The organism is Pseudoduganella aquatica (assembly GCF_009857595.1).
GTDB lineage: Bacteria > Pseudomonadota > Gammaproteobacteria > Burkholderiales > Burkholderiaceae_D > Rugamonas > Rugamonas aquatica_A.
The window spans coordinates 1-26213 of record NZ_WWCU01000026.1; the positions used below are offsets into that span (position 1 = coordinate 1).

The 26213-nt window shown below is 66.6% G+C and carries 23 protein-coding genes, 3 tRNA genes and 1 pseudogene; 16 read left to right on the forward strand and 11 right to left on the reverse strand.

The genetic code is table 11. From position 1 onward, the window contains the following. Positions 1–105: pseudogene (locus GTP77_RS31275) on the forward strand (IS110 family transposase); the annotation flags it as partial. A 71-nt stretch (positions 106–176) separates the two neighbouring features. Here GTP77_RS31275 and GTP77_RS20270 read toward each other — a convergent pair. Beyond that, positions 177–881 carry a GntR family transcriptional regulator gene (locus GTP77_RS20270; RefSeq protein ID WP_161073966.1) on the reverse strand — a complete coding sequence of 235 codons (705 nt, stop codon included), beginning with the start codon at positions 879–881 and terminating at the stop codon, positions 177–179. Between the two features lie 66 nt (positions 882–947). Further along, complete coding sequence (locus tag GTP77_RS20275) at positions 948–1865, reverse strand: LysR family transcriptional regulator (protein ID WP_161073967.1); 918 nt, start codon at positions 1863–1865, stop codon at positions 948–950. A 106-nt stretch (positions 1866–1971) separates the two neighbouring features. Here GTP77_RS20275 and GTP77_RS20280 point away from each other — a divergent pair, with 106 nt between their 5' ends. The 5 genes from GTP77_RS20280 to GTP77_RS20300 all read left to right on the forward strand — a co-directional run bounded on the left by GTP77_RS20280 (position 1972) and on the right by GTP77_RS20300 (position 4956). Next, a complete protein-coding gene (locus GTP77_RS20280) occupies positions 1972–2643 on the forward strand; it encodes a glutathione S-transferase family protein (protein WP_223149372.1) in 672 nt (223 codons plus the stop codon). Positions 2644–3080: 437 nt separating this feature from the next. After that, the gene (locus tag GTP77_RS20285; RefSeq protein WP_161073968.1) at positions 3081–3284 is read left to right on the forward strand and encodes a hypothetical protein; all 204 of its coding nucleotides are present in this window, start codon (positions 3081–3083) and stop codon (positions 3282–3284) included. Positions 3285–3388: 104 nt separating this feature from the next. Further along, entirely contained in the window at positions 3389–4678 is a 1290-nt protein-coding gene (gene serS, locus GTP77_RS20290) for a serine--tRNA ligase (protein WP_161073969.1), read from the forward strand. Positions 4679–4744: 66 nt separating this feature from the next. Beyond that, a tRNA-Ser gene (locus GTP77_RS20295) sits at positions 4745–4834 on the forward strand. Between the two features lie 32 nt (positions 4835–4866). Continuing rightward, positions 4867–4956 (forward strand) — tRNA-Ser (locus tag GTP77_RS20300). A gap of 132 nt (positions 4957–5088) precedes the next feature. On the opposite strand, the gene GTP77_RS20305 is transcribed toward GTP77_RS20300, so the two are convergent. Further along, positions 5089–5844, reverse strand: a complete 756-nt coding sequence (locus GTP77_RS20305; protein WP_161073970.1) for an IclR family transcriptional regulator — start codon at positions 5842–5844, stop codon at positions 5089–5091. A gap of 108 nt (positions 5845–5952) precedes the next feature. Between GTP77_RS20305 and GTP77_RS20310 the strand changes: the two genes are divergently transcribed. Together GTP77_RS20310 and GTP77_RS20315 are read left to right on the forward strand one after the other, a co-directional pair. Further along, positions 5953–7086, forward strand: a complete 1134-nt coding sequence (locus GTP77_RS20310; protein WP_161073971.1) for an FAD-dependent monooxygenase — start codon at positions 5953–5955, stop codon at positions 7084–7086. Between the two features lie 61 nt (positions 7087–7147). Further along, positions 7148–7237, forward strand: a tRNA-Ser gene (locus tag GTP77_RS20315). Positions 7238–7375: 138 nt separating this feature from the next. On the opposite strand, the gene GTP77_RS20320 is transcribed toward GTP77_RS20315, so the two are convergent. Continuing rightward, positions 7376–8686, reverse strand: coding sequence for an ABC transporter ATP-binding protein (locus tag GTP77_RS20320; protein WP_161073972.1), 1311 nt, complete (start codon positions 8684–8686; stop codon positions 7376–7378). A 10-nt stretch (positions 8687–8696) separates the two neighbouring features. Then, the gene (locus tag GTP77_RS20325; protein ID WP_161073973.1) at positions 8697–10478 is read right to left on the reverse strand and encodes an ABC transporter permease; all 1782 of its coding nucleotides are present in this window, start codon (positions 10476–10478) and stop codon (positions 8697–8699) included. Positions 10479–11034: 556 nt separating this feature from the next. On the opposite strand from GTP77_RS20325, the gene GTP77_RS20330 reads away from it, so the two are divergent. The 6 genes from GTP77_RS20330 to GTP77_RS20355 all read left to right on the forward strand — a co-directional run bounded on the left by GTP77_RS20330 (position 11035) and on the right by GTP77_RS20355 (position 18904). After that, entirely contained in the window at positions 11035–12954 is a 1920-nt protein-coding gene (locus GTP77_RS20330) for a TOL_0244 family TonB-dependent receptor (protein WP_161073974.1), read from the forward strand. Further along, complete coding sequence (locus GTP77_RS20335; RefSeq protein ID WP_161073975.1) at positions 12942–13583, forward strand: TOL_0243 family YfiR-like periplasmic protein; 642 nt, start codon at positions 12942–12944, stop codon at positions 13581–13583. The genes GTP77_RS20330 and GTP77_RS20335 overlap by 13 nt, the downstream gene beginning before the upstream one ends. Continuing rightward, positions 13583–15460: a sensor histidine kinase, YfiR-like protein-associated gene (locus GTP77_RS20340; protein WP_161073976.1), complete on the forward strand. Its 1878-nt coding sequence runs from the start codon at positions 13583–13585 to the stop codon at positions 15458–15460. The genes GTP77_RS20335 and GTP77_RS20340 overlap by 1 nt, the downstream gene beginning before the upstream one ends. A gap of 72 nt (positions 15461–15532) precedes the next feature. Next, complete coding sequence (locus GTP77_RS20345; protein ID WP_161073977.1) at positions 15533–16258, forward strand: SIMPL domain-containing protein; 726 nt, start codon at positions 15533–15535, stop codon at positions 16256–16258. 4 nt (positions 16259–16262) lie between these two features. Beyond that, positions 16263–17936, forward strand: a complete 1674-nt coding sequence (locus GTP77_RS20350; protein WP_161073978.1) for a glycoside hydrolase family 30 protein — start codon at positions 16263–16265, stop codon at positions 17934–17936. Between the two features lie 35 nt (positions 17937–17971). Continuing rightward, on the forward strand, positions 17972–18904 hold the full coding sequence (locus tag GTP77_RS20355) for a LysR family transcriptional regulator (protein ID WP_161073979.1): 933 nt from the start codon (positions 17972–17974) through the stop codon (positions 18902–18904). A gap of 40 nt (positions 18905–18944) precedes the next feature. Here the strand turns inward: GTP77_RS20355 and GTP77_RS20360 are convergent, their stop codons facing one another. The 6 genes from GTP77_RS20360 to GTP77_RS20385 form a co-directional block, all read right to left on the reverse strand. After that, entirely contained in the window at positions 18945–19943 is a 999-nt protein-coding gene (locus tag GTP77_RS20360; protein WP_161073980.1) for a TRAP transporter substrate-binding protein, read from the reverse strand. 45 nt (positions 19944–19988) lie between these two features. Continuing rightward, positions 19989–20849 (reverse strand): HpcH/HpaI aldolase/citrate lyase family protein, encoded by an 861-nt coding sequence (locus tag GTP77_RS20365; RefSeq protein ID WP_161073981.1) that lies wholly within the window; start codon positions 20847–20849, stop codon positions 19989–19991. Then, positions 20846–22201 (reverse strand): MmgE/PrpD family protein, encoded by a 1356-nt coding sequence (locus GTP77_RS20370; protein ID WP_161073982.1) that lies wholly within the window; start codon positions 22199–22201, stop codon positions 20846–20848. The genes GTP77_RS20365 and GTP77_RS20370 overlap by 4 nt, the downstream gene beginning before the upstream one ends. Positions 22202–22319: 118 nt before the next feature. Beyond that, positions 22320–23498: a CaiB/BaiF CoA transferase family protein gene (locus tag GTP77_RS20375; RefSeq protein ID WP_161073983.1), complete on the reverse strand. Its 1179-nt coding sequence runs from the start codon at positions 23496–23498 to the stop codon at positions 22320–22322. Between the two features lie 10 nt (positions 23499–23508). Beyond that, positions 23509–24669: an acyl-CoA dehydrogenase family protein gene (locus GTP77_RS20380; RefSeq protein WP_161073984.1), complete on the reverse strand. Its 1161-nt coding sequence runs from the start codon at positions 24667–24669 to the stop codon at positions 23509–23511. A gap of 13 nt (positions 24670–24682) precedes the next feature. Next, on the reverse strand, positions 24683–25540 hold the full coding sequence (locus GTP77_RS20385) for an HTD2 family dehydratase (RefSeq protein ID WP_161073985.1): 858 nt from the start codon (positions 25538–25540) through the stop codon (positions 24683–24685). Between the two features lie 134 nt (positions 25541–25674). Here GTP77_RS20385 and GTP77_RS30225 point away from each other — a divergent pair, with 134 nt between their 5' ends. Together GTP77_RS30225 and GTP77_RS30230 are read left to right on the forward strand one after the other, a co-directional pair. Beyond that, entirely contained in the window at positions 25675–25827 is a 153-nt protein-coding gene (locus tag GTP77_RS30225; RefSeq protein WP_187358783.1) for a hypothetical protein, read from the forward strand. A 157-nt stretch (positions 25828–25984) separates the two neighbouring features. Further along, the gene (locus tag GTP77_RS30230) at positions 25985–26134 is read left to right on the forward strand and encodes a hypothetical protein (protein ID WP_187358784.1); all 150 of its coding nucleotides are present in this window, start codon (positions 25985–25987) and stop codon (positions 26132–26134) included. Positions 26135–26213: the final 79 nt, after the last annotated feature.

A 26213-nucleotide genomic window follows, 5' to 3' on the forward strand; every position in this document is an offset into this window, starting at 1 on the left:
CCGGCCAAGCTGGTGATCGGCGCCATGATGCGCAAGCTCGTCCACGTTGCTTTCGGCGTCTTAAAATCTGGCAAACCATTCAATCAGGAGCTTCAAAACGCTTGACCGGCATAACAGTATCTACGGATACGGCACAAGCATGCGTAGGGCGGGTTAGGCGGAGCCATAACCCGCCGTTACTTCAGCAGCGCCGCCACGAGGTCCTTATCCGGCGCGGCGCCGCTGGAGTCGAAGCGCAGCGCGGCTTCCACGTGCAGCAGGTGCTCCAGCATCAGCCTGGCGGCCAGCTCGGCGTCGCCCGCCTTGGCCGCATTCAAAAATTCCTCATGCTCGTTCGACGAGCACACCGCGTCGCGGTCCGACTGATACAGCATGGTGATGAGCGAGCTGCGCGCCACCAGTTCGCTCAGCATCTCGTGCAGCACCTGGTTCCCCACCACTTCCGCCAGCAGCACATGAAAGTCGCCCAGCAGCTGCGAGCGCACCTTGTGGTCGCCCAGCGCCTTGCGCTCCAGCTCCAGGTGCCGCTCCAGCATCTTGTAATCCGCCGCGACGGCCTTGGCCACGAACTCCCTGGCGAGTGCCGCTTCCAGGATGCGCCGCGCGGCGAAAATGTCGCGCGACTCCTTCTCGCTGGGCTGGCTCACGAAGGCGCCCTTGTCCGGGACCATCTGGATCAGCTTGTCCTTGGACAGGATGAGCAGCGCGGCGCGTATCTTGGTGCGGCTGACCGAATACAGGCGCGACAAAGCCTCCTCGCGCAGCTTGGTCCCCGGCGGCAGCTTGCGCGCCGCGATGGCCTCCGCGATGTGGTTTGCAATGTCGTTCGAGCTCTCGCCACTGCTCTGTTTTTCTTCGATGGCGATGATGGACGTTGGCATGGAGCGCTAGCAGTAATCAATTATCCAATCATACATGGATGACTATATATTGGCTACGCCCAGCCCCTAGTCATACGGCCTGCCGCCTGCCAGCAAGCGCTGCTTCAGCGTGGGCTCGCGCAGGCGCTCCAGCCACCACGCCAGCGCGCGGCCCTCGCTGCTGCCGCGCCAGGCCACGTACAGCACATTGGGTTCGCGCGGATTGGCGGTGGCCTTCTCCACCAGTTCGCCGCGTGCCAGCAGCGCCGACACGCGCTGGCGCGGCAGCCAGCCCACGCCCAATCCCTGGCGCTGCGCCAGCGCCTTGGCGCGCATGCTGGGCACCGCCAGCGCCGCCTGGCCGCCCACCGTGCCATAAGCCCGGCTCCCGCTGACGCGCGCCGAATCGGCCACCACCACGGCGCGGTGCGCGGCGATCTCGTCGCGCTGCAGCGGCGCCTTGGCGCGCGCCAGCGGATGGGCCGGCGCCACCGCGAACACCCATTCCATAGCTCCCAGCTCGAACCAGCGCAGCTCCGGTATGGCGGGCGGCTCGTTGGTGGCGCCGACGATCACGCTGGCGCGCCCGTCGCGCAGCGCCTCCCATGTGCCGCCCAGCACCTCGCTGCTGAAGCGCAGGCTCACGCCGGACTGCAGGGCGTCGAAGTCCGCCACCAGCGGTGCCAGCAGGTCGAATTCAAACAGCTCGTCGGTGACGATCCACAGCCTGTCCTCCCAGCCGTTGGCCACCTGGCGCACGCGCTGGGCCATGCGCGCGGCGTCACGCATCAGGCGCTCGGCCTCGTCTGCCAGCAGCTGCCCGGCGGGCGTGAGCTGCAGGCGGTAGCGGCGGCGGTCGAACAGCAGGGCGTCGAAGCGCGATTCCAGCTGGCGCGCCTGGTGCGACACGGTGGACGGCGCCTTGCCCAGCCGTGCCGCCGCGCGCGACAGGCTGCCGCTGCTGCGGATCGCGTCCAGCAGCGCCAGTTCGTCTTCAGACAACATGTGCAATTTTATCGAATGAGTTCATCGTCCAGATTGTACGGCAAGAGCGGTTTCGGCCGCTACCATGCATGCAGTTAAACGAAAAACCCTTACAAAGGAAATGCACATGTTGAAATTCTACTTCCACACCTCGCCCAACCCAATGAAGGCAGCGCTGCTGCTGGAGGAACTGGGCGCGCCGTTCGAACTGATCGCGGTGGACACCTTCAAGGGCGAGCAGCACCAGGCCGCCTTCCTGAGCATCAATCCCAACGGCAAGGTGCCGGCCCTGGACGACAACGGCGTGATCGTGTTCGACTCCCACGCCATCCTGCTGCACCTGGCCGCCAAGCACGGTCAGTTCCTGCCGTCGACCGCCGCAGGCCACGCCGCCATGCTGTCCTGGCTGATGTTCATCGCCACCGGCCTGTCGCCGTTCTCCGGCCAGGCCGTGCACTTCCTGCACCACGCCCCGGAAAAGCTGGCGTATGCGCAGAACCGCTACCTGAAAGAAGTGGAGCGCCACTACCGCGTGCTGGACGAGCGCCTGGGCGTGAGCAAATACCTGGCCGGCGACGAATACACCATCGCCGACATGGCGCTGTGGGGCTGGGCCAACTTCGCCGGCTACATCCTGGGTGAAAAAGGCCTGAGCGACTACCCGAACGTGCAGCGCCTGATGACCGAAATCTCGGCCCGTCCGGCAGTGGCGCGCGCGCTGGCGCTGAAGGACAAGGTCACGCTGAAGCAAGACTTCGACGAAGAAACCCGCCGCGCCCTGTTCCCGCAGAACGCCTGATAGCAGTTGTCAGTGCGGGGAATCGCCGCAGGCCCTGACTTAGCCCTACGCCGCTAAACCTAATCCTACAAGCGAACTCTGCCGCATCTCCCCCGATCCGGGGTCTGACCCCGGAGTGGTAAAAATGCGGCAGAGTCCGCCTTGGTGCCCCGGACACATCGTCGCTGACACCACCTTGCCGCCCGTCCCCCTGATTTAGTCCTATACCGTTAAATGTAATCCTACAAGCGGACTCTGCCGCATTTCCCAAACCCCGGGGTCAGACCCCGAATTTGGGGAGAGTGCGGCAGAGCCCGGTTCCGGATTTCGGCCGTTTTCTGCGTTTCATGCCCCGTTTTTTGCGCTTCATCGCACGCCGATGGAAGGGCGGGGAGCCTTTAGGTACAGTACAAACATCGCAGCACACAACGTAGTCCCAACCACCTGAGGAGCTTAAAATGAACGTACTGAAAAACATGGAAATCATCTTCGTCGCCGCCGCTTCGCTGGCCGTTGCCACCAGCTACGCTACCGCCAGCACGCCCGTGATCGAAGTCCCCGCCGCCGCCGTCGCTACCGTGGCCGCAGCCCCTGCCAAGATGCCTGTCGTGGTGGTCGCCGTCAAACGCCTGACCGCAGCCGAGAAAGCCGCCCTGATCTGAAACGGGGCGGTTTTTCAGAAGCAGCAGGCTGGAGGGCTGAAAACTCGAAAGAAGTGGCCTCGTCTTGGTACAATTGCTGTCTTTCCGACCTAGCGGCAACTCCCATGATAGACATCCAACTTCTCCGTAAAGATATTGACACCGTCGCAGCCCGCCTGGCGACGCGCAAGTTCCAGCTGGACGTGGCCGGTTTCAACGCCCTCGAAGCGGAACGCAAAGCGATCCAGATGCGCACCGAAGAACTGCAAAGCAAGCGCAATTCGCTTTCCAAGCAGATCGGTATGCTCAAAGGCAAAGGGGAAGACACCACCGCCGTGATGGCGGAAGTGGCCGGCCTGGGCGATGAGCTGAAGAACAACGAACAAGCTTTGTCGGCCGTGCAGGCGCAGATGGGCGATTTCATGCAGGCGGTGCCTAACCTGCCGCACGAATCGGTCCCCGTCGGCAAGGACGAAAGCGGCAACGTGGAAGTGCGCAAAGTCGGCACGCCGCGCGCCTTCGAGTTTGAAGTCAAAGACCACGTCGACGTGGGCGCGGCCCTGGGCCTGGACTTCGACACCGCCACCAAGCTGACCGGCTCGCGCTTCTCCGTCATGAAGGGCGGAATCGCCCGCCTGCACCGCGCGCTGGCGCAGTACATGCTGAACACGCACACCGGCGAGCACGGCTACACCGAATGCTACACGCCCTACATGGTCAACGCCGACTCCCTGCGCGGCACCGGCCAGCTGCCGAAATTCGAAGCCGACCTGTTCTCGGTGAAGAAGGGCGGCGCGGAAGGCGAGGGCGAGACCTTCTACCTGATCCCGACCTCGGAAGTCTCGCTGACCAACATCGTGCGCGACGAAATCCTGGCCGCCGACGCGCTGCCGCTGAAGATGACCGCCCACACCCCATGCTTCCGCTCCGAAGCCGGCAGCTACGGCCGCGACACGCGCGGCATGATACGCCAGCACCAGTTCGACAAAGTGGAACTGGTCCAGCTCGTGCATCCCGACACCTCGTATGAGGTGCTGGAAGAAATGGTCGGCCACGCCGAGCGCATCCTGAAGGACCTGGGCCTGCCTTACCGCGTGATGTCGCTGTGCACCGGCGACATGGGCTTCGGCGCCACCAAGACCTACGACCTGGAAGTGTGGCTGCCGGCGCAGAACACCTACCGCGAGATCTCGTCCCTGTCCAACTGCGAAGCCTTCCAGGCGCGCCGCATGCAGGCGCGCTTCCGCAACGCCCAAGGCAAGCCAGAACTGCTGCACACCCTGAACGGCTCCGGCCTGGCGGTGGGCCGCACCCTGGTCGCCGTGCTGGAAAACTACCAGCAAGCGGATGGTTCGGTGGAAGTGCCGGAAGTGCTGCGTCCCTACATGGGTGGAATAACTCACCTCAAGGCATAAATAAGCCTTCCCTTTCTGCGAAGGCCTGCTATAATCTTGCCTTCTCGCAGCAGCATGTGGGAAAACGGAGAGGTGGCAGAGTGGTCGAATGTACTTGACTCGAAATCAAGCGTAGGGGCGACCCTACCGTGGGTTCGAATCCCACCCTCTCCGCCACAAACAAGCTGCTGCAGGAAAATGCGTCACCAGGAGAGGTGGCAGAGTGGTCGAATGTACTTGACTCGAAATCAAGCGTAGGGGCGACCCTACCGTGGGTTCGAATCCCACCCTCTCCGCCAAAACAAATAAAAACGGGCTCCCCTGCGGGAGCCCTTTTTTATTTGTTTGGACGGAAGAGGGTGGGATTCGAAGGGCTGGGCGTACTCGCCCAGCCCTCTCCGAATCGCCCATTTTGCAGTGCGCCTTAAAAGCTAGCCAGCCCCCAGCACCCCCGACAGCCGCTTGGCAGTCGCCACAACGGCGTCCTCAATAGCAAGCTTCTGCAGTGGCTCGTCAATCAGCAAATAACTCGGTCCCGCAACACTGATCGCCGCCACCGCCTCCCCAGCCGCATCAAACACCGGCGCCGCGCACGCATCAATCCCCTGTTCAAACTTCCCAAAACTCCAGCAGCACTCCCGCTCCGCCGCATCCAGCAGCAAAGCCTCTACCTCCTCAAACGAAAACCGGCCGCCCCTGGGATCCCCCTGCGCCGCATCATAAAGCCCCCGCCAGGACTCCCTCGGCAAGCGCGCCATCAGCACCCGTCCCGGCGCAATCAAATAAGCCGGCAGCCTGCTCCCCGGCCGGATATTGCTCACCAGCGGCGTCTGCGGCACCTCCTTCACCAGATACACCGCAAACGGCCCATCCAGCTCCACCATATACCCCGACCAGCGCACCTGCTTGCTCAGCAGCGCAACCAGGCGCCGCCCATGGCCGATCAAATCATCCTGCCCCAGCGCATCGGCCGCCAGCCCCAAAAAGCGCACGCCTATCCTGTGTCCGCCCTGCGGCAGCGCCTCCAGTACCCCCTCCGCCTCCAGCGTCGCCAGCAAGCGCGCCGCCGTGATGCGGTTAATCCCCACCTCGCGCGCCAGCGCGCTCAAATTCCCCGTCGACCCGCCTCCGGCCACAAAAGCCAGCAGCCTGAACGCACGCGACACCGAACCATCTCCATCCGCCATACATCCTCCCAATCTGTTCATATTTGAACACATTGAACAAAAATCGCACAAGAAAAATCCGCATTGCTATAGTCAACCCACCTTGCAACCCCCAGCGGAGACAACACCATGAGCAAACTGAAAATCGGCATCGCCGGCGCCGGCATAGGCGGCCTGGCCGCCGCCATCGCCCTGCGCGAAATGGGCCAAGACGTCGTGGTCTTCGAGCACACCAAACAATTCCTGCGCGTCGGCGCCGACATCAACCTCACCCCCAACGCCGTGCGCGCGCTGGACGGCCTGGGCGCCGACGTAGCCGCAGCCGTGCGCCGCACGGCCGCGCGTCCCACGCACCGCATCAGCCGCACCTGGGACAACGGCGAAGAAACATCCCGCCTCGAAATGGGCGACACCGCCGAACAAAAATACGGCGCCCCGCAACTGACCATCCACCGCGCCGACCTCCTGGCCGCGCTGGCCGCCGCCTTCCCGGCCGAGCGCGTCCTGTTCGGCAAGCACGTGGAGCACATCCAGGCCGAAGAGCAGGGCGCCACTGTCTCCTTCGACGATGGCAGCAGCCACAAGCTGGACCTGCTGGTCGGCGCCGACGGCATCCACTCCGCCGTGCGCAGCGCCATGTTCGGCCAGGAGCGTCCGCGCTTCACCGGCGTGGTCGCCTACCGCGCCGTGGTTCCCGCCGAGAGCCTGGCAGGCGTGCCGAATCTGCAGGCGTTCACCAAATGGTGGGGACCCACGCCGGAAAGCCAGATCGTCACCTTCCCCCTCAACGCGGGCAAGGACATCTTCATCTTCGCCACCACCGCGCAGGAAAGCTGGCACCTCGAATCCTGGACCACGCAAGGCAGCGTGCAGGAACTGCGCGACAGCTACGCCGGCTTCCACCCGGACGCGCGCGTCTTGCTGGACGCCTGCGACGAAGTGCTCAAGACCGCCCTCTACGAACGCGACCCATTGCCGGCCTGGGCCAGCGGCCACCTGGTGGTGCTGGGCGACGCCGCGCATCCCATGATGCCCTTCATGGCGCAAGGCGCCGGCATGGCCATCGAAGACGGCGTGGTGCTGGCGCGGGTTCTGCGCGGCGTGACGCAATCCGGCGGCATTCCCGCCGCGCTGCGCCGGTTCGAAGAGCTGCGCATCGAGCGCACCTCCAAGATCCAGCTCGGCTCGCGCGGCAACAACTGGCTGCGCGAAGGAGGGAACGCTGATTGGGTGTACGGATACGACGCGTGGAAAGTTGCCTGAAGGGGCTATCTATTTCCCGTGCGGGCACCTATAATCCAGCCTTCGCGAAAGTGCGAGACCAGGAGAGGTGGCAGAGTGGTCGAATGTACTTGACTCGAAATCAAGCGTAGGGGCGACCCTACCGTGGGTTCGAATCCCACCCTCTCCGCCAAAAACAAATAAAAACGGGCTCCCCTGCGGGAGCCCGTTTTTATTTGTTTGGACGGAGAGGGTGGGATTCGAAGGGCTGGGCGTACTTCGCCCAGCCCTCTCCGAATCGCCCATTCTGCAGTTGCTTTTGACTTCGCCTTTAAAGTGAGCTCCGCTCCGGCAGCATCAGCCTCCGCGTATGAAAATCATACTCATAAACCTCCCCATACCGCCCCCACTCCACAGCAATCTCCAGCGTGCGCTTAGCCTGTTCCGCCTCCAGCATCGCCTCCAGCAATTCGATAAACGGCTCCTCCGCCACCGACCCGCCATCCGCCTGCGCCAGTTGCGCATGGATGCGGGCGGCGAGCGGCACGTGCTTGAGCAGTTGCTGGCCGAACAGCTCCTGGCGCTGCTGCTGGTCCGCCTGCGCGTAGCGCTGGCCCAGCGCGGTGAGCGTGATGTCGCCTTTCTCCACCACGGCCAGGTCCAGCATGGCCAGCGCTTCGCAGGTGGGGAACAGTTCCTCGTCCGGCAGCTCGGTTTCCTCGGCCAGCTGCGGCAAATCGGCGCGGCCGCTGAAGGGCGCGGCGGCCACCAGCTCCAGCACCGATTCGATGCGGCTAATGTCCGTTTCCGGCAGGCGGTAGTCCGGCGGCGTGGCGGCTCCTGCTGCGGGCGCCGCCGGCATGGCGGCGGGCGCGCTGCGCATCGTCATCAGGCCGTACACCTCGTCGATCAGGTCGCGCACCTCTTGCGAGTCCGCGTTGCGCGGGCGCGGCAGATTGATGGCGATCTCGTGCCGCACGCGTCCCGGGTCGCTGGACAGGATCACGATACGGTCCGACATCATCACCGCTTCCTCGATATTGTGGGACACCACCAGGATGCCGCGCGTGGGGATGCGGCCGCTGTCCCACAGGTCCAGGATATCGTTGCGCAGCGTTTCGCCGGTCAGCACGTCCAGCGCCGAAAAGGCTTCGTCCATCAGCAGCACATCGGGATTGGTGACCAGCGCGCGCGCGATGCCTACGCGCTGACGCATGCCGCCGGACAGCTCGCGCGGCAGCGCGCCGCCAAAGCCCGCCAGGCCTATCAGCTCCAGCATCTCGTCCGCGCGCCGCTCGCGCTCCGCAGGCGGCACGCCCTGCGCCTCCAGGCCCAGCTCCACGTTCTGCTGCACCGTCAGCCAGGGGAACAGCGCAAAGGACTGGAACACCATGGCCACGCCGCCGGCCGGGCCGCTGATCTGCGCGCCGCGATAGGCCGCGCGGCCCTTGTCCGCCGCGATCAGCCCGGCCATGATGCGCAGCAGCGTGGACTTGCCGGAGCCGGATTTTCCCAGCAGGGACACGATCTCGCCCTTGCGCAGCGAGAAGTCCACGCCGTCCAGGATCACGCGCGGCGCGCCGTCCGCCTTGTTGAAGGATTTGCCGACGCCGGCCAGCTCCATCAGAATATTTTCAGCCATGTTCTACTCCTTACAGTCCACGGTTTTCGGCCAGCCGGTACATGCGGGTCCAGAAGAATCGGTTCAACAGCATCACGAAGATGCACATGACGCTCACGCCCAGCGCGATGCGGTGGAAGTCGCCCGCGTCGGTCATCTGCTTGATATAGCTGCCCAGGCCATCGGCCGCCAGCGTGGTTTTGCCCCAGGTGACGTATTCGGCCACGATGCTGGCGTTCCACGAGCCGCCGCAGGCGGTGATGGCGCCCGTCAGGTAAGCCGGGAACACGGCGGGCAGGTACACGCGCTTCCATTTCAGCCAGCCTTTCAGGCCCAGGTTGTCCGCCGCCAGGCGCAGCTCGTTCGGTATGGTGGAGGCGCCCGCCACCACGTTGAACAGGATGTACCACTGCGTGCCGAACACCATCAAGGGACTGAGCCAGATATTGGGCTGGAGCTTCAATGCCACCATCAGGTAGACCACCACCGGGAACATCAGGTTGACCGGGAAGGCGGCCAGGAACTGCGCCACCGCCTGCACGCCTTGCGCCCAGCGCGGCCGCAGGCCTATCCATACCGCCACCGGCACCCACAGCAGGGACGCCAGCGCGATCAGCACCATCACGCGCAGCAGGGTGATGAAACCGAGCCCGCCCACGTGCGCCACCTCGGCCCAGCCCACCGTGCCGTGCACGAACATGAGCAGCTGCCAGGCCGCCAGCAGCGCGGCCAGGACAATGGCTACGTCCCAGGCGCGTGCGCCGTGCCGCGCCAGCAGGCCGCGCAGCCATGCATGCGCTCCGCGTGGCGCGGGCGGCGCGGCTGCGGGGCGCGCGCCTGCGGGAGCGGCAGCGAACCAGCCCAGCGTGCCGCGCATGGCGGTCCAGAACTGGCCGGTCAGCTTGCGCGTCCAGCGGCTGCGGCGGCCCCAGTCCAGCAGCCAGGAGCGCTGCGCCGTGTCGCCCTGGGTGTCCTCGAAGCGGAATTTGTCGGCCCAGGCCAGCAGCGGGCGGAAAAACAGCTGGTCGTACAGTACGATCCCGGCCAGCATGGCCGCGATGGCAAGCGCGATCGCGCGCCCGTTTTCCTGCTCGATGGCCACGGCGATATAGGCGCCGATGCCGGGCAGCTTGATGTCCTGGCCCGCCACCGAGATGGCCTCGGCCGCCACCAGGAAGAACCAGCCGCCGGACATGGACATCATCATATTCCACAGCAGGTTGGGCATGGCGAAGGGCAGCTCCAGGCGCCAGAAGCGCTGCCAGCCGGACAGGCAGAACACGCGCGCGGCCTCGTTCAGTTCGGCCGGCACGTTGCGCATGGACTGGTACAGGCTGAACGCCATATTCCACGCCTGCGAGGTGAAGATGGCGAAGACGGCGGCGCATTCCACGCCCAGCAGATTGCCGGGGAAGAGCGCGATAAAGGGCGCGATGGCAATCGCCTGGAAGCCGAGGATGGGCACCGACTGCAGCACGTCGAGCAGCGGCAGCAGCACCTTTTCGGCGGCGCGGGACTTGACCGCCACCGCAGCGAACACGAAGGCGAACAGCAGCGAACAGCCGAGCGCCATGAACATGCGCAGCATGGTGCGCAGCAGGTAGTAGGGCAGCCAGGCGGCGTCCAGCGCGATCACGGCGGGCTGGCCCAGCGTGAAGGGGCGCGCCATCTGCGAGGCGCCGAAGCCGGCGGCGGCCAGCACGGCCAGCACCAGCGGCAGCAAGGCCCAGTCCCAGCGGTTGGGGCCGGATGCGCGCCACGCTGCGACGGTGGCGGCCGCGCCGGCGCGGCGGGGGAAGAACAGTTCAACCATAAGCAATCCCGATACGGGCTGCGCGGGGGCAGCCGGGTTCCGGCCTGCGCGGTCGCGCGCGGGCCACGAAGCCTGCGGCCAGCGGCGGCGCGCCGGCATGCGTGGGCATGGGCGGGGCGCGCGCGGCTGGGCCGGCAGGGCATGCAAACAAATCAGTGTGGGGAAAGTCCTGCGCCGGAACGGTTCCGGGGCGGGAAAGACACCATCATCCGCGCAGGGCAGGATGACGGCAGGGGAGGCCTGCGTTATCTTGCCGGGGCGGAGCCAGGGCGGGCCTGGCTACAACTACCACTCGAACAAGTGCCCATGAAGGGGCTCCATAAAACGTAAACAGCGCGAGTCTATCCAGCTACTTGCGGCTGGTCAATACATTGATGGTTGAATGTTGACCAGCCTAAGGCCGTCCTAAGCGCTTCTTAACGCCTCCTTAACGCGGGAGGACTGTTGCATCCGCCCCCACTCGCTGTCCTGAACAATTGCAAATCTGCAAATCTAACGGGTGGGCCGGAGGGAAATGTTTATAATCTTTTCAGACCAGCCACTGGAGAGTCCGGCCATGACAAAACGCGCCCCGCAGAGCTTGCTCCCCTTGCTGCTTTCCCTTTCGCTTGCCGGCCCGGCAGCCCACGCCGCAGCCCTGGCCGACAGCGACCTGGCCGACCTGTCGATTGAACAGCTGAGCAATATCGTCATCACCTCCGTGTCGCGCCAGGACGAAAGGCTGAGCAATGCGGCCGCGTCCGTCTTCATCATCACCGGCAGCGAACTGCGCCGCAGCGGCGTGCGCAGCCTGCCCGAGGCGCTGCGCCTGGCGCCCAATCTGCAGGTGGCGCGTATCGACGCGCGCAACTACGCGGTCACCGCGCGCGGCTTCAACAACGCCTTCGAAAACAAGCTGCTGGTGCTGATAGACGGCCGCAGCGTTTATTCGCCGCTGTTCTCCGGCGTGTACTGGGACGCGCAGGACGTGGTGATGGAGGACGTGGAACGCATCGAGGTCATCAGCGGCGCGGGCGCCACCATCTGGGGCGTGAATGCGGTCAATGGCGTCATCAACGTCATCACGCGTTCGGCCAATGACACGCAGGGCGGCCTGGCCAGCGTGGCGGGCGGCGCGGACGAAAAGGACGGCACGCTGCGCTACGGCGGCAAGCTGGACAACGGCGCCCACTACCGGCTGTACGCACGCTACATGGATGTGGACGCCACCACCTCGGCCGCCGGCAAGGATACCGTCACCGGCATGCGGCGGCGCCAGGCCGGCTTCCGCGCCGACATGGATGTGCTGCAGGGCGGCGTCACCATGCTGGGCAACGCCTACCAGGGCGCGCTCGGCCAGGCCGGCACGCGCGACATCTACATCTCGGGCGCCAATCTGGTGAGCCGCTACACCCGCAAGCTGCCCGGCGATGCCGACCTGCGCGTGCAGCTGGTGCTGGACCATACCGAGCGCAACCAGCCGGCCAACTTTATCGAACGGCTGGACACGGCGGAGCTGGAAGCGCAGCACGGCGTGCGCTTCGGCCGCGTGCACAGCCTGGTGTGGGGCGGCGGCTACCGCCACAGCCGCGACCAGGTCACACCCGGCGGCTACGCCTTCCTGCCCGGCAAGCTCAATATGCACTGGGGGAATCTGTTCGCGCAGGACGAGATCGCCGTCACGCCGCAGTTCAAGCTGACCGCCGGCCTGAAGGCCGAGCACAACAACTATACCGGCGCCGAATACCTGCCCAGCCTGCGCGCGGCGTGGATGCCGGACGCGGCCCAGCTGCTGTGGGCCAGCCTGGCGCGCACCGTGCGCGCACCCTCGCGCATCGACCGCGACTGGTATGTGCCGGGCACGCCCATCATCATCGCGGGCCAGCCGCGCTTTGTTATCGGCGGCGGCCAGCAGTTCGAATCCGAGGTGGCCAATGTGGCCGAGCTGGGCTACCGCGCGCAGCCCAGCGCGCGCTGGAGCTATTCCGGCACCTTGTTCTATGCCGACTACGACAAGCTGCGCACCATGGAACCGTTGCCGGTGCTGGGCAGCGAATTCCGCAACCTGGGCCAGGCCACCACGCGCGGCCTGGAGCTGTGGGCGCGCTGGCAGGCCACGCCCAACTGGCGCCTGAGCGGCGGGCTGACCGCGCAGAACGTCAAGCTGGGCCTCAAGCCGGGCAGCCGCGACAGCCTGCAGGCCGGCATCTTCCTGCCCAACGACCCGCGCCTGCACTGGCTGCTGCGCTCCTCGCACGAGCTGTCCGATGCCCAGCAACTGGACCTGACGCTGCGCTACAATGGGAAACTGCCGCATCCCGTGGTGCCGTCCTATTATGAAATGGACGTGCAATGGCTATGGCGTGTGCGGCCCGACGTCGACGTGGCGCTGATAGCCCAGAACCTGCTGCATGCCAGGCATGCCGAATGGGCCGCCGCGCCTAACCGCAGCGTACTCGAGCGCAGCGCATTGCTGAAAGTAACATGGCGATTCTGATTCCTGCCGCCGCCGGCGCCGTCTGCTTTGCGCTGCCCCTGGCGCAACGCTGGACCGGGCCCTGGCGCGGCCTGTCAAGCGCGCGCTGGCTGCTGCTGGCCGCCTATCTGTGCCTGGCCCTGCACTGCCTGGCCGGCGGGGCGGACGCGCCCGTGCAGGCGCCGGCCAATGTGGAGCGCAGCGTGAAAGCGGCCTTCCTGTACAAATTCCTCGGCTATGTTGAATTCGGCGCCGGCGTGGACGCGGCCGGCCCGCTGGTGGTGGGCGTGCTGGACGCGGACGATATCGCCGCCGAACTGTCCCGCATCACCGCCGGCCGCCAGGTCGGTGCGCGCGCCATCGCCGTGCGCGTGCTGCACGAGGGCGACCCGCCCGCCGGCCTGCACATGCTGTTTGTCGGCAGGGAAGCCGAGCGGCCGGGCGCCATGCTGCGCGCGGCGCAGCAGGCAGGCGCGCTCGGTGTGACGGAAAACAGCGACGGCCTGCAGCAGGGCGGCACCATCAATTTCCTGCTGGTGGAAGACCGCGTGCGCTTTGAAGTGTCGCTGCCGGCGGCCGAGAAAAGCAGGCTCAAGCTCAGCTCGCGCCTGCTGTCGGTGGCCTACCATGTGAACAAGGGCGGCTCTTGATGCTGGCGCACCTGAAGCCAGGCACGGTGCGCGGCAAGCTGATACTGATGGCCCTGGCAACCACCTTCGTGGCGCTGGTTGCGTCCTCCGCCGCCATGCTGCTGTACGACCTCGACTCGTTCCAGCAGTACTGGGTGGACGACATGACCACGCAGGCGGAAATCGTGGCGGCGGTCAGCATGCCCGCGCTCAGCTTCAACGACCAGACGGCGGCGCGGCAGAACCTGTCGCTGCTGCGGGTGCGCCCGCAGATCCAGGCCGGCGCCATCTACGCCGCCAACGGCAAGCTGTTCGCCGCCTACGCGCAGTCGGTGCAGGACACGCCGGTGTTCCCCGACAAGCCGGGACGGCCGGGCTACAGCATCGAGAGCGGGCGGCTGGTGGTCAACCATCCCATCGTCGAGAACGGCGAGGTCATCGGCAGCATCTACCTGAGCGCGCGCTACCGGCTGATAGACCGGGTGCGCAGCTATGCCGCCATCCTGGGCGGGGTCATGGTGCTCAGTCTGCTGCTGGCGGCGCTGGTGGCCAGCCGGCTGCAGCGCGGCATCACCGAGCCGCTGGCGGCGGTGACCGGCGTGGCGCGCGAAGTGATGCAGAAGCGCGATTTCAGCCTGCGCGTGCCGCCTTCCGGCAGCGGCGAGATCGGCACCCTGGTGGCGGCCTTCAACAATATGCTGGCCGAAGTGGGCCGGCGTGCCTATGCGCTACAGGAGGCCAACCAGACGCTGGAGCGCGAGATGGCGGTGCGCCAGGGCGCCGAGCGCGCGCTGCTGCTGGCGGACCGGCGCAAGGATGAATTCCTGGCCACGCTGGCGCACGAACTGCGCAATCCGCTGGCGCCCATCCGCACCGGGCTGGACATGCTGCGCGTGAACCCGGACGACCTGGCCGCCGGCGCCAAGGCGCGCGCCATCATGGAACGCCAGCTCAAGCAGATGGTGCGGCTGGTGGATGACTTGCTGGACGTGTCGCGCATCAATACCGGCAAGCTGGCGATACGGCGCGAGCCGGTGCAGCTGCACGCGGTGGTGGGCGACGCGCTGGAGCTGGTGCGGCCCTATCTGTCCGCGCTGGGCCACGAGCTGCAGGTGGTGCTGCCGCCGCCGCCCGTGTGCGTGCATGGCGACGGCACGCGCCTGGCGCAGGTGCTGTCCAACCTGCTGAACAACGCGGCCAAGTACACCGACCGGGGCGGCAAGCTGGCGCTGCTGGCCGAACTGGACGGGGACAGCCTGCGCATCCGCGTGCGCGACAACGGCATCGGCGTGGCGCCGCATATGCTGGGCGAAATCTTCGAGATGTTTGTGCAGGCGGACACGTCGCTCGAGCGCAGCACGGCCGGGCTGGGCGTGGGCCTGTCGCTGGCGCGCAAGCTGGTGGAGCTGCACGGCGGCAGCCTGGCGGCGGCCAGCGCGGGCCTGGGGCAGGGCAGCGAGTTCACCGTGACCTTGCCGCTGATGCCGCCGCCGCCCGCCGACGCCGTCGTGGCGCCGCGCGCGGACGGCCAGCGGCGGCGGCACCGCATCCTGCTGGTGGACGACAATGCCGATTTCGTCGACGGCATCGGCATCCTGCTGAGCGCGGCCGGGCACACGGTGCGCGTCTGCCACGGCGGGCAGGAGGCGCTGGATCTGGCGGCGGGCTTTGCGCCCGATTTCGCCTTCCTCGACATCGGCCTGCCGCAACTGAACGGCTACGACCTGGCGCGTGCGCTGCGCCAGCTTCCCGGCCTGCACAGCACGGTGCTGGTGGCCGTCACCGGCTGGGGCCAGCAGAAGGACCGGCAACTGGCCTTCGAGGCGGGCTTCCAGGTCCACCTGGTGAAGCCGGTGGGGCTGGAGCAGTTCCTCGCCATACTGGATGGCGGCGGCTAGGCGGCGCACATTTCGGTTGCTAAAGTTTATCCATTCGGCAATACTTGTGATTTACTATTTTATAACTTTGCCATGCTGAAAAAATCCCTGTTGGCCGCAGCGCTTGCGCTGGCTACCCTGCAAGGCGCCGTCGCTGCCGAGCTGCCGTCCTATCCCTTCATCCACGCGCGCGGCACCGGTTTCATGTACGTGGGGCCGGACATGGGCGAGATTGATTTCGACGTGTCGGCCTACGATCAGGTGGCCGAAAAAGCGGTGGCCGTGATACAGGAGCGCGTGCTGGAGATCCGCGCGCTGCTGGCCGAGCAGGGCGTGACGGACGCGGACGTGGACGTGCGCGACATGCGCCGCCAGATCCGCAAGGCCAGCGCTACCGCCTCCGAGCCTGAGTACGATATCAAATGCTCGATCCACATCGTGGTGCGCGACCTGGGCAAGTGGCGCGACATCATGATGCCGCTGCTGAAAAAGCAGAACCTGGATGCCTTCGCCGCCACCTTCGGCCTGAAAGACCGCGCCAAGGTGGAGGCGGAACTGATGATGCAGGCCGTGCAGGAAGCGACCGTCAAGGCGGACTCGATAGCGAAGGGCTTCGGCAAGCGCGTGGGTCCGGTGGCCGGCGTGTCGTCGGACGAGATCAAGAACATCACCCGGGCTATAGGCCTGGCCCCGGTGGACTGGCCGCGCAACAGCAACAGCGCCAACACCAAGCGCAACGACACGGACCCGGCGGATCTGCTGCTGGTGACGGCGATGAAGATGTCGCAGTCGGTCGATGTGCTGTTCCGCTTCAAGTAAGCCCATGGCGCGCCGTGCCGCCCCCGCCCTGATCGCCGCCGCCGTCCTGGCGCTCAGCGGCTGCGCGGGCGGCCTGGGCGGGCTGCCCGGCGCCCAGCGTCCCGAGCCGAAAGCCGCCGCTCCCACCGCCGCGGCTCCCCCAGCCGCAGTCTCGCCAGCCGCCAAGGCCTCCGCCGTCCGCGCCGCCGCGCCTGTTGCCGTGGACGCCGTTTCTGGAGCCGCTGCCGTCCCGCCTCAATCCACCATCGACCAGCCTGCGCCCGGCATGGTGGCCTCCTGGCTCACCACCGGCGACCAGTCCCGCCTGCTCCAGCGCCAGCCGGACATCGCGCTCGGCGCTGCGCCGCGCGCGCTCACGCCCTGGTCGCCCGGCGTGGAAACCGCCGGCCCGCTGCCTGCTTCGCCGCTCGTGATCACCGTCGACCGCAGCGCGCGCCGGCAGCGCATGTCCGGCTTCGGCGCCGCCATCAGCGCCTCGTCCGCCTGGCTGCTGACGGAAAAACTGGACCCCGCCCAGCGCAAGGCCCTGCTGGCCGAGCTGTTCGGCCCGCCGCCCGGCATCGCCCTGAGCGTGGCCAGGCTGCCGCTGGGCGCCAACGAATTCGCCCTCGGCCGTTACAGCTACAACGACCTGCCGCCCGGGCAGACCGACGACGGCCTGGCCCAGTTCTCCATCGACCCCGACCGCGCCCACCTGCTGCCGCTGCTGCAGGAAGCGCTGGCCTACAACCCCGAGCTGGAACTGATCGCCAGCCCCGCCAGCGCGCCCGGCTGGATGAAGACCAGCGGCAGCCTGCTGCAAGGCACGCTCAAGCCGGAGGCCTTCGACGCCTACGCCCGCTACCTGAAACGCTACGTGGACGTCTACCTGGAGGAAGGCATTCCCATCCACGCCATCACCGTGCAGAACGAGCCATCCGCCGAGCCCGCCGACGCCCCCGGCATGCGCCTGGACGACGCCGCCCGCGCGCAGCTGATAGGCAAGCACCTCGGCCCGCTGCTGGAAGACGAAGGCCCGCTGATACTGGACTGGGACGGCAACCGCGACACTCCGCAAGCCCCGCTCAAGGTATTGGCCGACAAGGCAGCAGGCCAGTACGTGGCCGGCGTGGCCTGGCACTGCTACGCCGGCGACGTGGGCGCGCAGGCCGCTGTGGCGGCCGCCCATCCGGGCCAGGACAGCTACATCACCGAATGCTCCGGCGGCGCCTGGGCTCCGGCCTGGAGCGACAACCTCACCCATTTCGCGCGCACGCTGGTGCAGGGCGCGGCGCGCGGCGCGGCCAAGGGCATCATGCTGGGCAACTTGGCGCTGGACGGGCAGGGCGGCCCGCGCATCGGCGGCTGCCGTGGCTGCCGGGGCGTGGTCACGGTGGGCGAGGGCGGCGTGGTCACGCGCAATCCAGAATACTACGCGCTGGCACACGCCAGCCGCTTCGCGCGCGCCGGCGCCTGGCGCATCGCCTCCGGCGCGGCCAAGGACGGCGTCGACAGCGCCGCCTTCGACAACCCCGACGGCACGCTGGCGCTCATCGCCGTCAACTCCGCCGCCGAGCCGCGCACCTTCACCATCCAGGCCGCCGCGCTAGCCTTCACCGCCACCCTCCCGCCCGCCAGCGTCGCCACCTACGTCTGGCGTCCCGCCGCCACGCCAGCTGCCCCTCGGGACGGGCCATAATGGCGTAGAATCGGCGCTTAGCCCAGAGGAGCGCCATGCTGTTCGACCTGACTGATTTACGCCTGTTTATCCATATCGCCGAACTGAAAAGCCTGACCCGCAGCGCCGAGCGCATGCATATGTCGCTGGCGGCGGCGAGCAACCGGGTCAAGGAGCTGGAGGCGCGCTTCGGCACGCGGCTGCTGTACCGCGAGAACAAGGGCGTGCAGCTGTCCCCCGCGGGCGAAACGCTGCTGGCCCACGCGCAGCAGTTCATGCAGATGGTGGAGCGCCTGAAAAGCGAGATGCAGCAATATAACAACGGCATCAAGGGCCATATCCGCATCTTCGCCAACACCACCGCCGTCACCGAATTCATGCCCGAAGTGCTGGGCCGCTTCCTGGGCGTGCATCCGCAGGTGAACGTGGCGCTGGAGGAGCGGCTCAACCAGGACATCGTGCGCGGCGTGCAGGAGGGGACGGCCGATATCGGCATCGCGGCCGGCCCGGTGCAGGGCGCCGGGCTGGAGATCATTCCGTTTTCCACCGACCGCCTGGTGCTGGCGACGGCGCAAGACCATCCGCTCGCAACGCGCGGGCAGATAGGTTTTGCGGAAACGCTGGACTACCAGCACATCGGCCTGCACGAAGGCAGCACGTTGCAGCACTTCCTGGCGCGCGCCGCGCACGAAGCCGGGCAGCGGCTGCAATTGCGCATCCAGGTGCGTGGCTTCGAGGCCATGTGCCGGATGGTGGAGAACAATGTGGGCGTGGCCATCCTGCCGCATTCGTCGGCGCTGCGGCTGAGCCGCAGCATGAAGCTGGCGCTGGTGGAATTGACGGAGCCGTGGGCGGTGCGCGAACGCAGCGTGGTGGTGCAGAAGCTCGACGCATTGCCGCTGTATGCGCGCGAGCTGGTCGACTTCATTTGTACGATGGAGGCCGAGCACGGCGGCTTACGCGGGACCACAGGCACATTGAGGGCGTAGGGCGGGTTAGCGTAGCGTAACCCGCCGGCAGGCCCGCGGCTTATTTGCCTTCCGCCGCCGCCGCTTCCTTGTTGAAGGCAGCGATCAGTTCCTTGCCGATGCGCTCTTCCATGGTTTTCTGCACCGGCTGCATGGCCGCGCGCCAGGCCGCTTTTTCCTGCGCCGTGAGCGTGTAGACCTCGGTCTTGCCGGATTTCTTGATCGCTTCCAGCGCGGCGTCGTTCTCCTTCTGCGCAATGTCGTTGGCGTACTTGGTGGATTCCTTCATGGCGCCGTCCAGCGCGGTGCGCACGTCGGCCGGCAGCGCGTCCCAGAACTTCTTGTTCACGATGACGGCGTAGCCGATGTAGCCGTGGTCGGACACGGTCAGGTGCTTCTGCACCTCATGCACCTTCTGCGTGTAGATATTGGACGGCGTGTTCTCGCTGCCGTCCACCACGCCGGTCTGCATGGCCTGGTAGACCTCGGAGAAGGCCAGCACCTGCGGATTGGCGCCCAGCGCGCGCATCTGCGCGTCCAGCACCTTGGACGACTGGATGCGCATCTTGGTACCCTTGAAATCGGCCGGCGTGCGCAGCGGCTTGTTGGCCGTCATTTCCTTGAAGCCGTTGTCCCAGAACGCCAGCCCGACGATGCCCTTGGCCTCCAGCTTCTTCAGCAGCGCCTTGCCCACCGGACCGTCGTTCACGCGCTCCAGCGCCGCCTTGCTGGGAAGGATGTAGGGCAGGTCGTAGACCTCGAACTCCTTCACGCCCAGCGGGCCGAACTTGGACAGCGACGGCGCCAGCATCTGCACCGATCCCAGCTGCAGCGCCTCCAGCTCCTCCTTGTCCTTGTACAGCTGGCTGTTCGGATAAATCTCCACCTTCACGCGGCCCTTGGTGGCCGCTTCCGCCAGCTCCTTGAACTTCTGCGCACCTTTGCCTTTCGGCGTGTCGGTCGCGACCACGTGGCTGAACTTGATGATGATGGGATTTTGCGCAAAGGCGCTGGCCGCGAATACAGTGGCGGCCGCAAACAGCAGGGATTGCAGTTTCATGGTGTCTCCAGATGGTGAAGGGCTCTTGCCGGCCCCTGGGGGTTTTTAATGCAGATTCTTGCGCGCCGCCTCGGAGGCGATGCGCTGGGCCAGCAGCAGTACCGGCTTGTCTATCATCTTGCCGTCCACCGCCACGGCCGCGCCGCGCGCGTCCTCGGCGGCGGCCAGCACGCGCCGCGCCCACGCCACTTCCTCATCGGATGGCAGGAAGGCGCGGTTCACCGCCTCCAGCTGGCCGGGATGCACGCACAGCTTGCCGCCGAAGCCGATGCGGTGCGCGTAGCGGGCGTCGTCCTCGGCAGCGCTGCCGTCGCCCAGGTCCAGCGTCACGCCGTCCACCGGCGGGCGCAGGCCGGCAAGGCGCGAGGCCAGCACAATCTGCGAGCGGAAAACGAGCAGCTCGTCGCGGTCGCCGTGGATGCCCATGTCGAGCTTGAAGTCGATGGAACCGAACATGAGCCGCTGCACGCGCGGCGCGGTCACGATCTGGCTCAGGTTGGCGAAGCCCTGTGCGGTTTCGATCAGCGGAAACAGCGGCGCGCTGGACGAGGCGCTGGCCACGTCGGCCACCCGCTCGGCCTTGGGCAGCACGATGCCGGCGATGCCGGGCCGGTGGCACAGGATCAGGTCGTCGCCAAAGCAGCCGGAGTTCACGCAATTGACGCGCACCAGCACCGGCACATGGGGCGCCCGGCCTTCGGGGCTGGACAGCCAGTTTTCCAGCGCGTCGCGCGCCGCGCCCTTGGCTGCGGGGGCCACGGCGTCCTCCAGGTCGATGATGACCACGTCCGCGCCCGAGGCGCAGGCCTTGGCGTAGCGCTCGGGCCGGTCGCCGGGGACAAACAGGAAGGAATGGGCCAGGGCCAGCCTGGCGTCGGGTGGGGCAGCATGTACGGCAGTGCTCATAACAAGTCTCCCATATTGGTGATGCGGCTTATGGACCAGATTTTGTCGGCCAGGGCGGCCATTTCAGCCGGGCTGGCGGCCCCGCTGAAGGCGGCCAGGCGCGCGGCTTTGTCTTCCAGCTCGGTGCGGCTCAGGGTATTGCCGGGGTCTCCTTTGGGTTCGTCGACGCGGCCGTGCAGCGTGCGGCCATCCGTGGTGCGGATGCTGACCTTGCCTATCCAGCGCGCCGGGTAGGCCTGGTCCACTTCTTTGTCCAGCACCATGTGTACTTTGCCACGGAATTGGGCCACGCGCTGCGCATTGAAGCTGGAGTCGAATTCGGTCAAGCCGGCGCTGCCGAATTCGGCGATCAGGCCCAGCACCGTGCCCATGGAGAATTTGGCCTGGTGCACCGTCTGCGGATTGACCACGGGGCCGAGCACGTCGATGGCGCCCTGGTGCACATGGCAGTCCACATGGGCGATCTGCTCCGGCGCCAGGCTGTGCTCGCGCATCACTTGCAGCAGCGCGTCGGCGGCGGGGTGGGTGTGGCGGCAGCTGGCGTGGAATTTGAAGGAGGTTTCGGCCAGCGTCCAGCGGAAGCCCAGGCGGTCGGTCAGTTTTGCCGGGTCGGCGTCGCGCGTCATGCCGGCGCCCATGCCCTGCGCGCCTTCGAGGATGCGGCGCGCGCCGGTGAAGCCGGCCTGGGCGAGGTAGGCGGACATCAGGCCGTCGCTGGCGCCTTTGGCGGTATGCAGCTGTTTGGAGTCGGCGGCGTCGCGCAGGAACTCCCACAGGCCGGCGGCCTGCGTGCCGGCCGAGCCGAAGGCGTGCAGCATCTGCTCGGGCGTGAGGTTGAGCAGGCGGCCCGCGGCGGCGGCGGCGGCGATGGTGCCGGCGGTGCCGGTGGTGTGGAAGATCTTGTAGTGCGCGCGGCCGAGGAATTCGCCCACGCGGATGCCCACTTCGTAGCCGGCCACCACGGCGGTCAGCAGTTCGCGGCCGGAGCGGCCCAGCGCCTGCGCCACGGCCAGCGCGGCCGGGAAGACCACGGCGGCGGGGTGGAACACGGAGCCGTTGTGGACGTCGTCCTGTTCGGCGTAGTGGGACGCGGCGGCGTTCACCATGGCGGCGAACATGGGCGTGGCACGGGTGCGGGAGATCAGGATTTCGCAGGGACCGGGGCCGCCCATCTGTTCGGCGTAGCGCGCGATGGTTTCCACCGGGCGCGCGCCCTTGCCGGCCAGCGCGGAACCGGCCCAGTCCAGCATCAGGTCTTCGGCCCGGCGCAGCACCTCGTGCGGGATGGTTTCGAATTGCAGCGTGGCGGCGAAGGTCGCCAGGGCCAGGCTGGGGTGGTTGATGGCGTTCATTGTGTCTCCTGTTTCGGCGGGTTACGGCCTTCGGCCTAACCCGCCCTACGTGCTCTTGATGGCGTTGGCGGCTGCGGCTGCGTAGGGCGGGTTAGGCTGAAAGCCGTAACCCGCCGGCTTAGACGGCGCTGGCGGCGCGCAGGGTGGCGATGGCGTCCTGGCTGTATCCCAGCCCGGCCAGGATCGCGTCCGTGTGCTGCCCCAGCGCGGGCACGCTGTCCATGCGCGCTTCATACGTGTTCGGCACGCCCGGCGGCAGCAGCGCGGGCATGGGGCCGGCGGGCGTGCCCACTTCCACCCAGCGCTCGCGCGCCTTGAGCTGCGCGTGCTGCCACAGGTCGTGCATGTCGTTCATGTGGGCGTTGGCGATCTGCGCGCTGTCGAGCCGCGCTATCACCTGCTCGGCGCTCAGGGCCGAGAACACCTTGACGATCATTTCCCTCAGTTCCTGCCGCGCCGCCGTGCGCACCGCATTGGAGGAGTAGCGCGGATCCTTGGCCAGCTCCGGCTGCAGCAGCACCTTGGCGCAGAACAGCTCCCACTCGCGTTCATTTTGCAAGCCCAGCATCACCGTCTTGCCGTCGCCGGCAGGGAAGGGGCCATACGGGTAGATGGTGGCGTGCGCGGCGCCGGCGCGCGGCGGCGGGGCGGCGCCGTCCATCGCGTAGTACAGCGGATAGCTCATCCACTCGGCCATGCTCTCCAGCATGGACACGTCGATATTGCAGCCTTGCCCGGTCTTGCCGCGCTGGATCAGCGCCGCCAGGATGTTGGTGTAGGCGTACATGCCGGCGGCGATGTCGGCGATCGAGCAGCCCGCCTTGGCCGGTTCGTCCGGCGAACCGGTAATCGACAGGAAGCCCGATTCGCTCTGGATCAGCAGGTCGTAGGCCTTCTTGTCGCGGTATGGCCCGTCCGCGCCGTAGCCGGAAATGTCGCACACGACCAGGCGCGGATACTTGTCCTTTAGCGCCTCGTAGGACAGGCCCAGCCGCGCCGCCGCGCCGGGCGCCAGGTTCTGCACCAGCACGTCGGCATCGGCCAGCAGCTTGTCCAGGATGACGGCGGCCTCGCCGTGCTTCACGTCCAGCGTCAGGCTTTCCTTGGAGCGGTTGGTCCAGACGAAGTGCGAGGCCAGGCCGCGCGCGCGGGCGTCGTAGGCGCGGGCGAAATCGCCAACGCCGGGCCGCTCCACCTTGATGACGCGCGCACCGAGGTCGGCCAGCTGGCGGGTGCAGAAGGGCGCGGCGATCGCGTGTTCCAGCGTGATGACGGTGATGCCGTCGAGTGGGCGCATGGTGCTCTCCTCAGAACGAGCGTGGCATGCCAAGCACGTGCTCGGCCACGAAGGACAGGATCAGATTGGTGGAGATGGGCGCCACCTGGTACAAGCGCGTCTCGCGGAACTTGCGCTCCACGTCGTACTCGTGGGCGAAGCCGAAGCCGCCGTGGAACTGCAGGCAGGCGTTGGCCGCCTCCCACGACGCGTCCGCCGCCAGCATCTTGGCCATGTTGGCCTGCGTGCCGCAGGGCTGGTGCGCGTCGAACAGCTCGCAGGCCTTGTAGCGCATCAGGTTGGCCGCTTCCAGGTTCACATAGGCTTTGGCGATAGGGAACTGCACGCCCTGGTTCTGGCCGATCGGGCGGCCGAACACCACGCGCTCGTTGACGTATTTGGTGACCTTGTCGATGAACCAGTAGCCGTCGCCTATGCACTCGGCGGCGATCAGCGTGCGCTCGGCGTTCAGGCCGTCGAGGATGTATTTGAATCCCTTGCCTTCCTCGCCGATCAGGTTCTCGGCCGGGATCTCCAGGTTTTCGAAGAACAGTTCATTGGTCTCGTGGTTCACCATGTTCAGGATGGGCACCACCGACATGCCTTGCTTCATGGCGTCCTTGATGTCGACGATGAAGATGGACATGCCTTCGGATTTCCTGGTCACGTCCGCCAGCGGCGTGGTGCGCGCCAGCAGTATCATCAGGTCCGAGTGCTGCACGCGCGAGATCCACACCTTCTGGCCGTTGACCACGTAGCGGTCGCCCTTTTTCACGGCGGTGGTCTTGATCTTGGTGGTGTCGGTGCCGGTGGTGGGCTCGGTCACGGCCATCGATTGCAAACGCAGTTCGCCGCTGGCGATCCTGGGCAGGTAGAACTCCTTTTGCGCCTTGGAGCCGTGCCGCAGCAGGGTGCCCATGTTGTACATCTGGCCGTGGCAGGCGCCGGAATTGCCGCCCGAGCGGTTGATTTCTTCCATGATGACGGAGGCTTCCGTCAGCCCCAGCCCGGAACCGCCGTATTCCTGCGGGATCAGCGCGGCCAGCCAGCCGGCCTTGGTCAGCGCGTCTACAAAGGCTTCCGGGTAGCCGCGCTGCTGGTCGATGTCGCGGAAATAGGAGGACGGGAATTCGGCGCACAGCGCGCGCACGGCGTCGCGGATGTCCTGGTGGTCCTGGCTTGGTGTGTGCATGGTGTCTCCTCTTTTAATCCAGTTTGGCTTCGGCCTGCATGGCCAGTTCGCCCTTGCTGTTGGCGGCCCACAGCGTGGCGGTGCCGTCGGCGTTGCGACGGCCGTTGACGGTGAAGGGGGCAATGTCGAACAGCGGCGAGACGGCGCGGAAGCTGAATTCGGCCACGCGCGCCTGCGGCAGTTCGGCGCACAGCAACTCCATCAGCAGGGTCGCGATCAGCGGGCCGTGCACGATCAGGCCGGGGTAGCCTTCCACTTCGGTGGTGTAGCTGCGGTCGTAATGGATGCGGTGGCCATTGAAGGTGAGGGCGGAGTAGCGGAACAGCAGCACCGGGTCGGGCGTGATCTTGCGCGTCCACTGCGCTTCGCCTGGCGGCATCTTGGGCGCGGGGCCGGCGCTGCCCGGCGCGGGCAGGTCGCGGTAGACGATGTCGTGTTCTTCGGTAATGGCCAGCAGGCCAGCGTGGTGGATGTCATGGCGCACGGTGACGAAAGTGAGCTGGCCGCCTGCGCCGTATTTCTGCGTGATGTCCTGGATGGTGGAGGTGCGGCTGATGGCGGCGCCGACCGGCACGCTGCCGGGGAAGGTCAGGCGTCCGCCGGCCCACATGCGGCGCGGCTGCGGCACCGGCGGCAGGAAGCCGCCCCGGCGCGCATGGCCGTCCGGCCCCAGGCCGGACTGCGGCGCCGTGCTCCAGAAATTAATCCAGTGCCACAGCGGCGGCAAGGGTGCGCCGTGCTGCGGCGCGCTCGGATAGTCTAGCGTGGCAGCCAGCGCGGCAACCGCTTCGGGCCGCACCACGTCATGCAGGGTTTCCGTTTTTCCGGTCCACTGTTGCAACAGGGTGATGTCGTCGGTGTCGGGTTTCATTGTCGGCCCATCAAGATTGAAGCGATGAGCCAGTGTAGGCCGCGCGCAGGCACGCCACAATTTGCCATTTCGGAAGGGGGGCTTCGCTTCAGCTTGAGGCAAGTGCTCCGTTTCGGGAACAGAAGGAGAAGACCATGAGCCGCATCCACGCGCACAGCACGCCCGAGCCGGACATTCCGGCGCCCAAGCCGGAGAAGGATCCGCCGCCCGACAACACGCCCTTGCCGGAGACGCCGCCCATAGAAGAACCGGAACCGCCACAGCCGCCCATCAAAGCGCGCCTGTAACGGCGGGGCGTAGCTGCGCGGACAATATTGATCGACGAGAAACGCCGTTGCTGATCAGCTACAAATTTCGATGTTTGTGCCCACCGTCACAGTAGCGTCACGAATCTATTCATATAATGAATCATCGACATTCGGTTTATTGATCTCGGAGGCCATCATGGGCAATTCCTTACACAATAAAATTTATCTTGGCCGCCGTCACGCCGCCCTGAGCGCCCTGGGCACCAAGCGGGCACAGGCTGTCTTGCTGTTTACCGCAGTGGCGGGCGCCGCCATCGCGTGGTTCGCGATCCAGGCGTTGAACTGATTTCTCCGCGCTGAAAAGGCCGCCGGGCGCAAGCTCGCGGCCGCATTGCCTTGCCCTGGCGCTGCCAGGCGCGTACCAT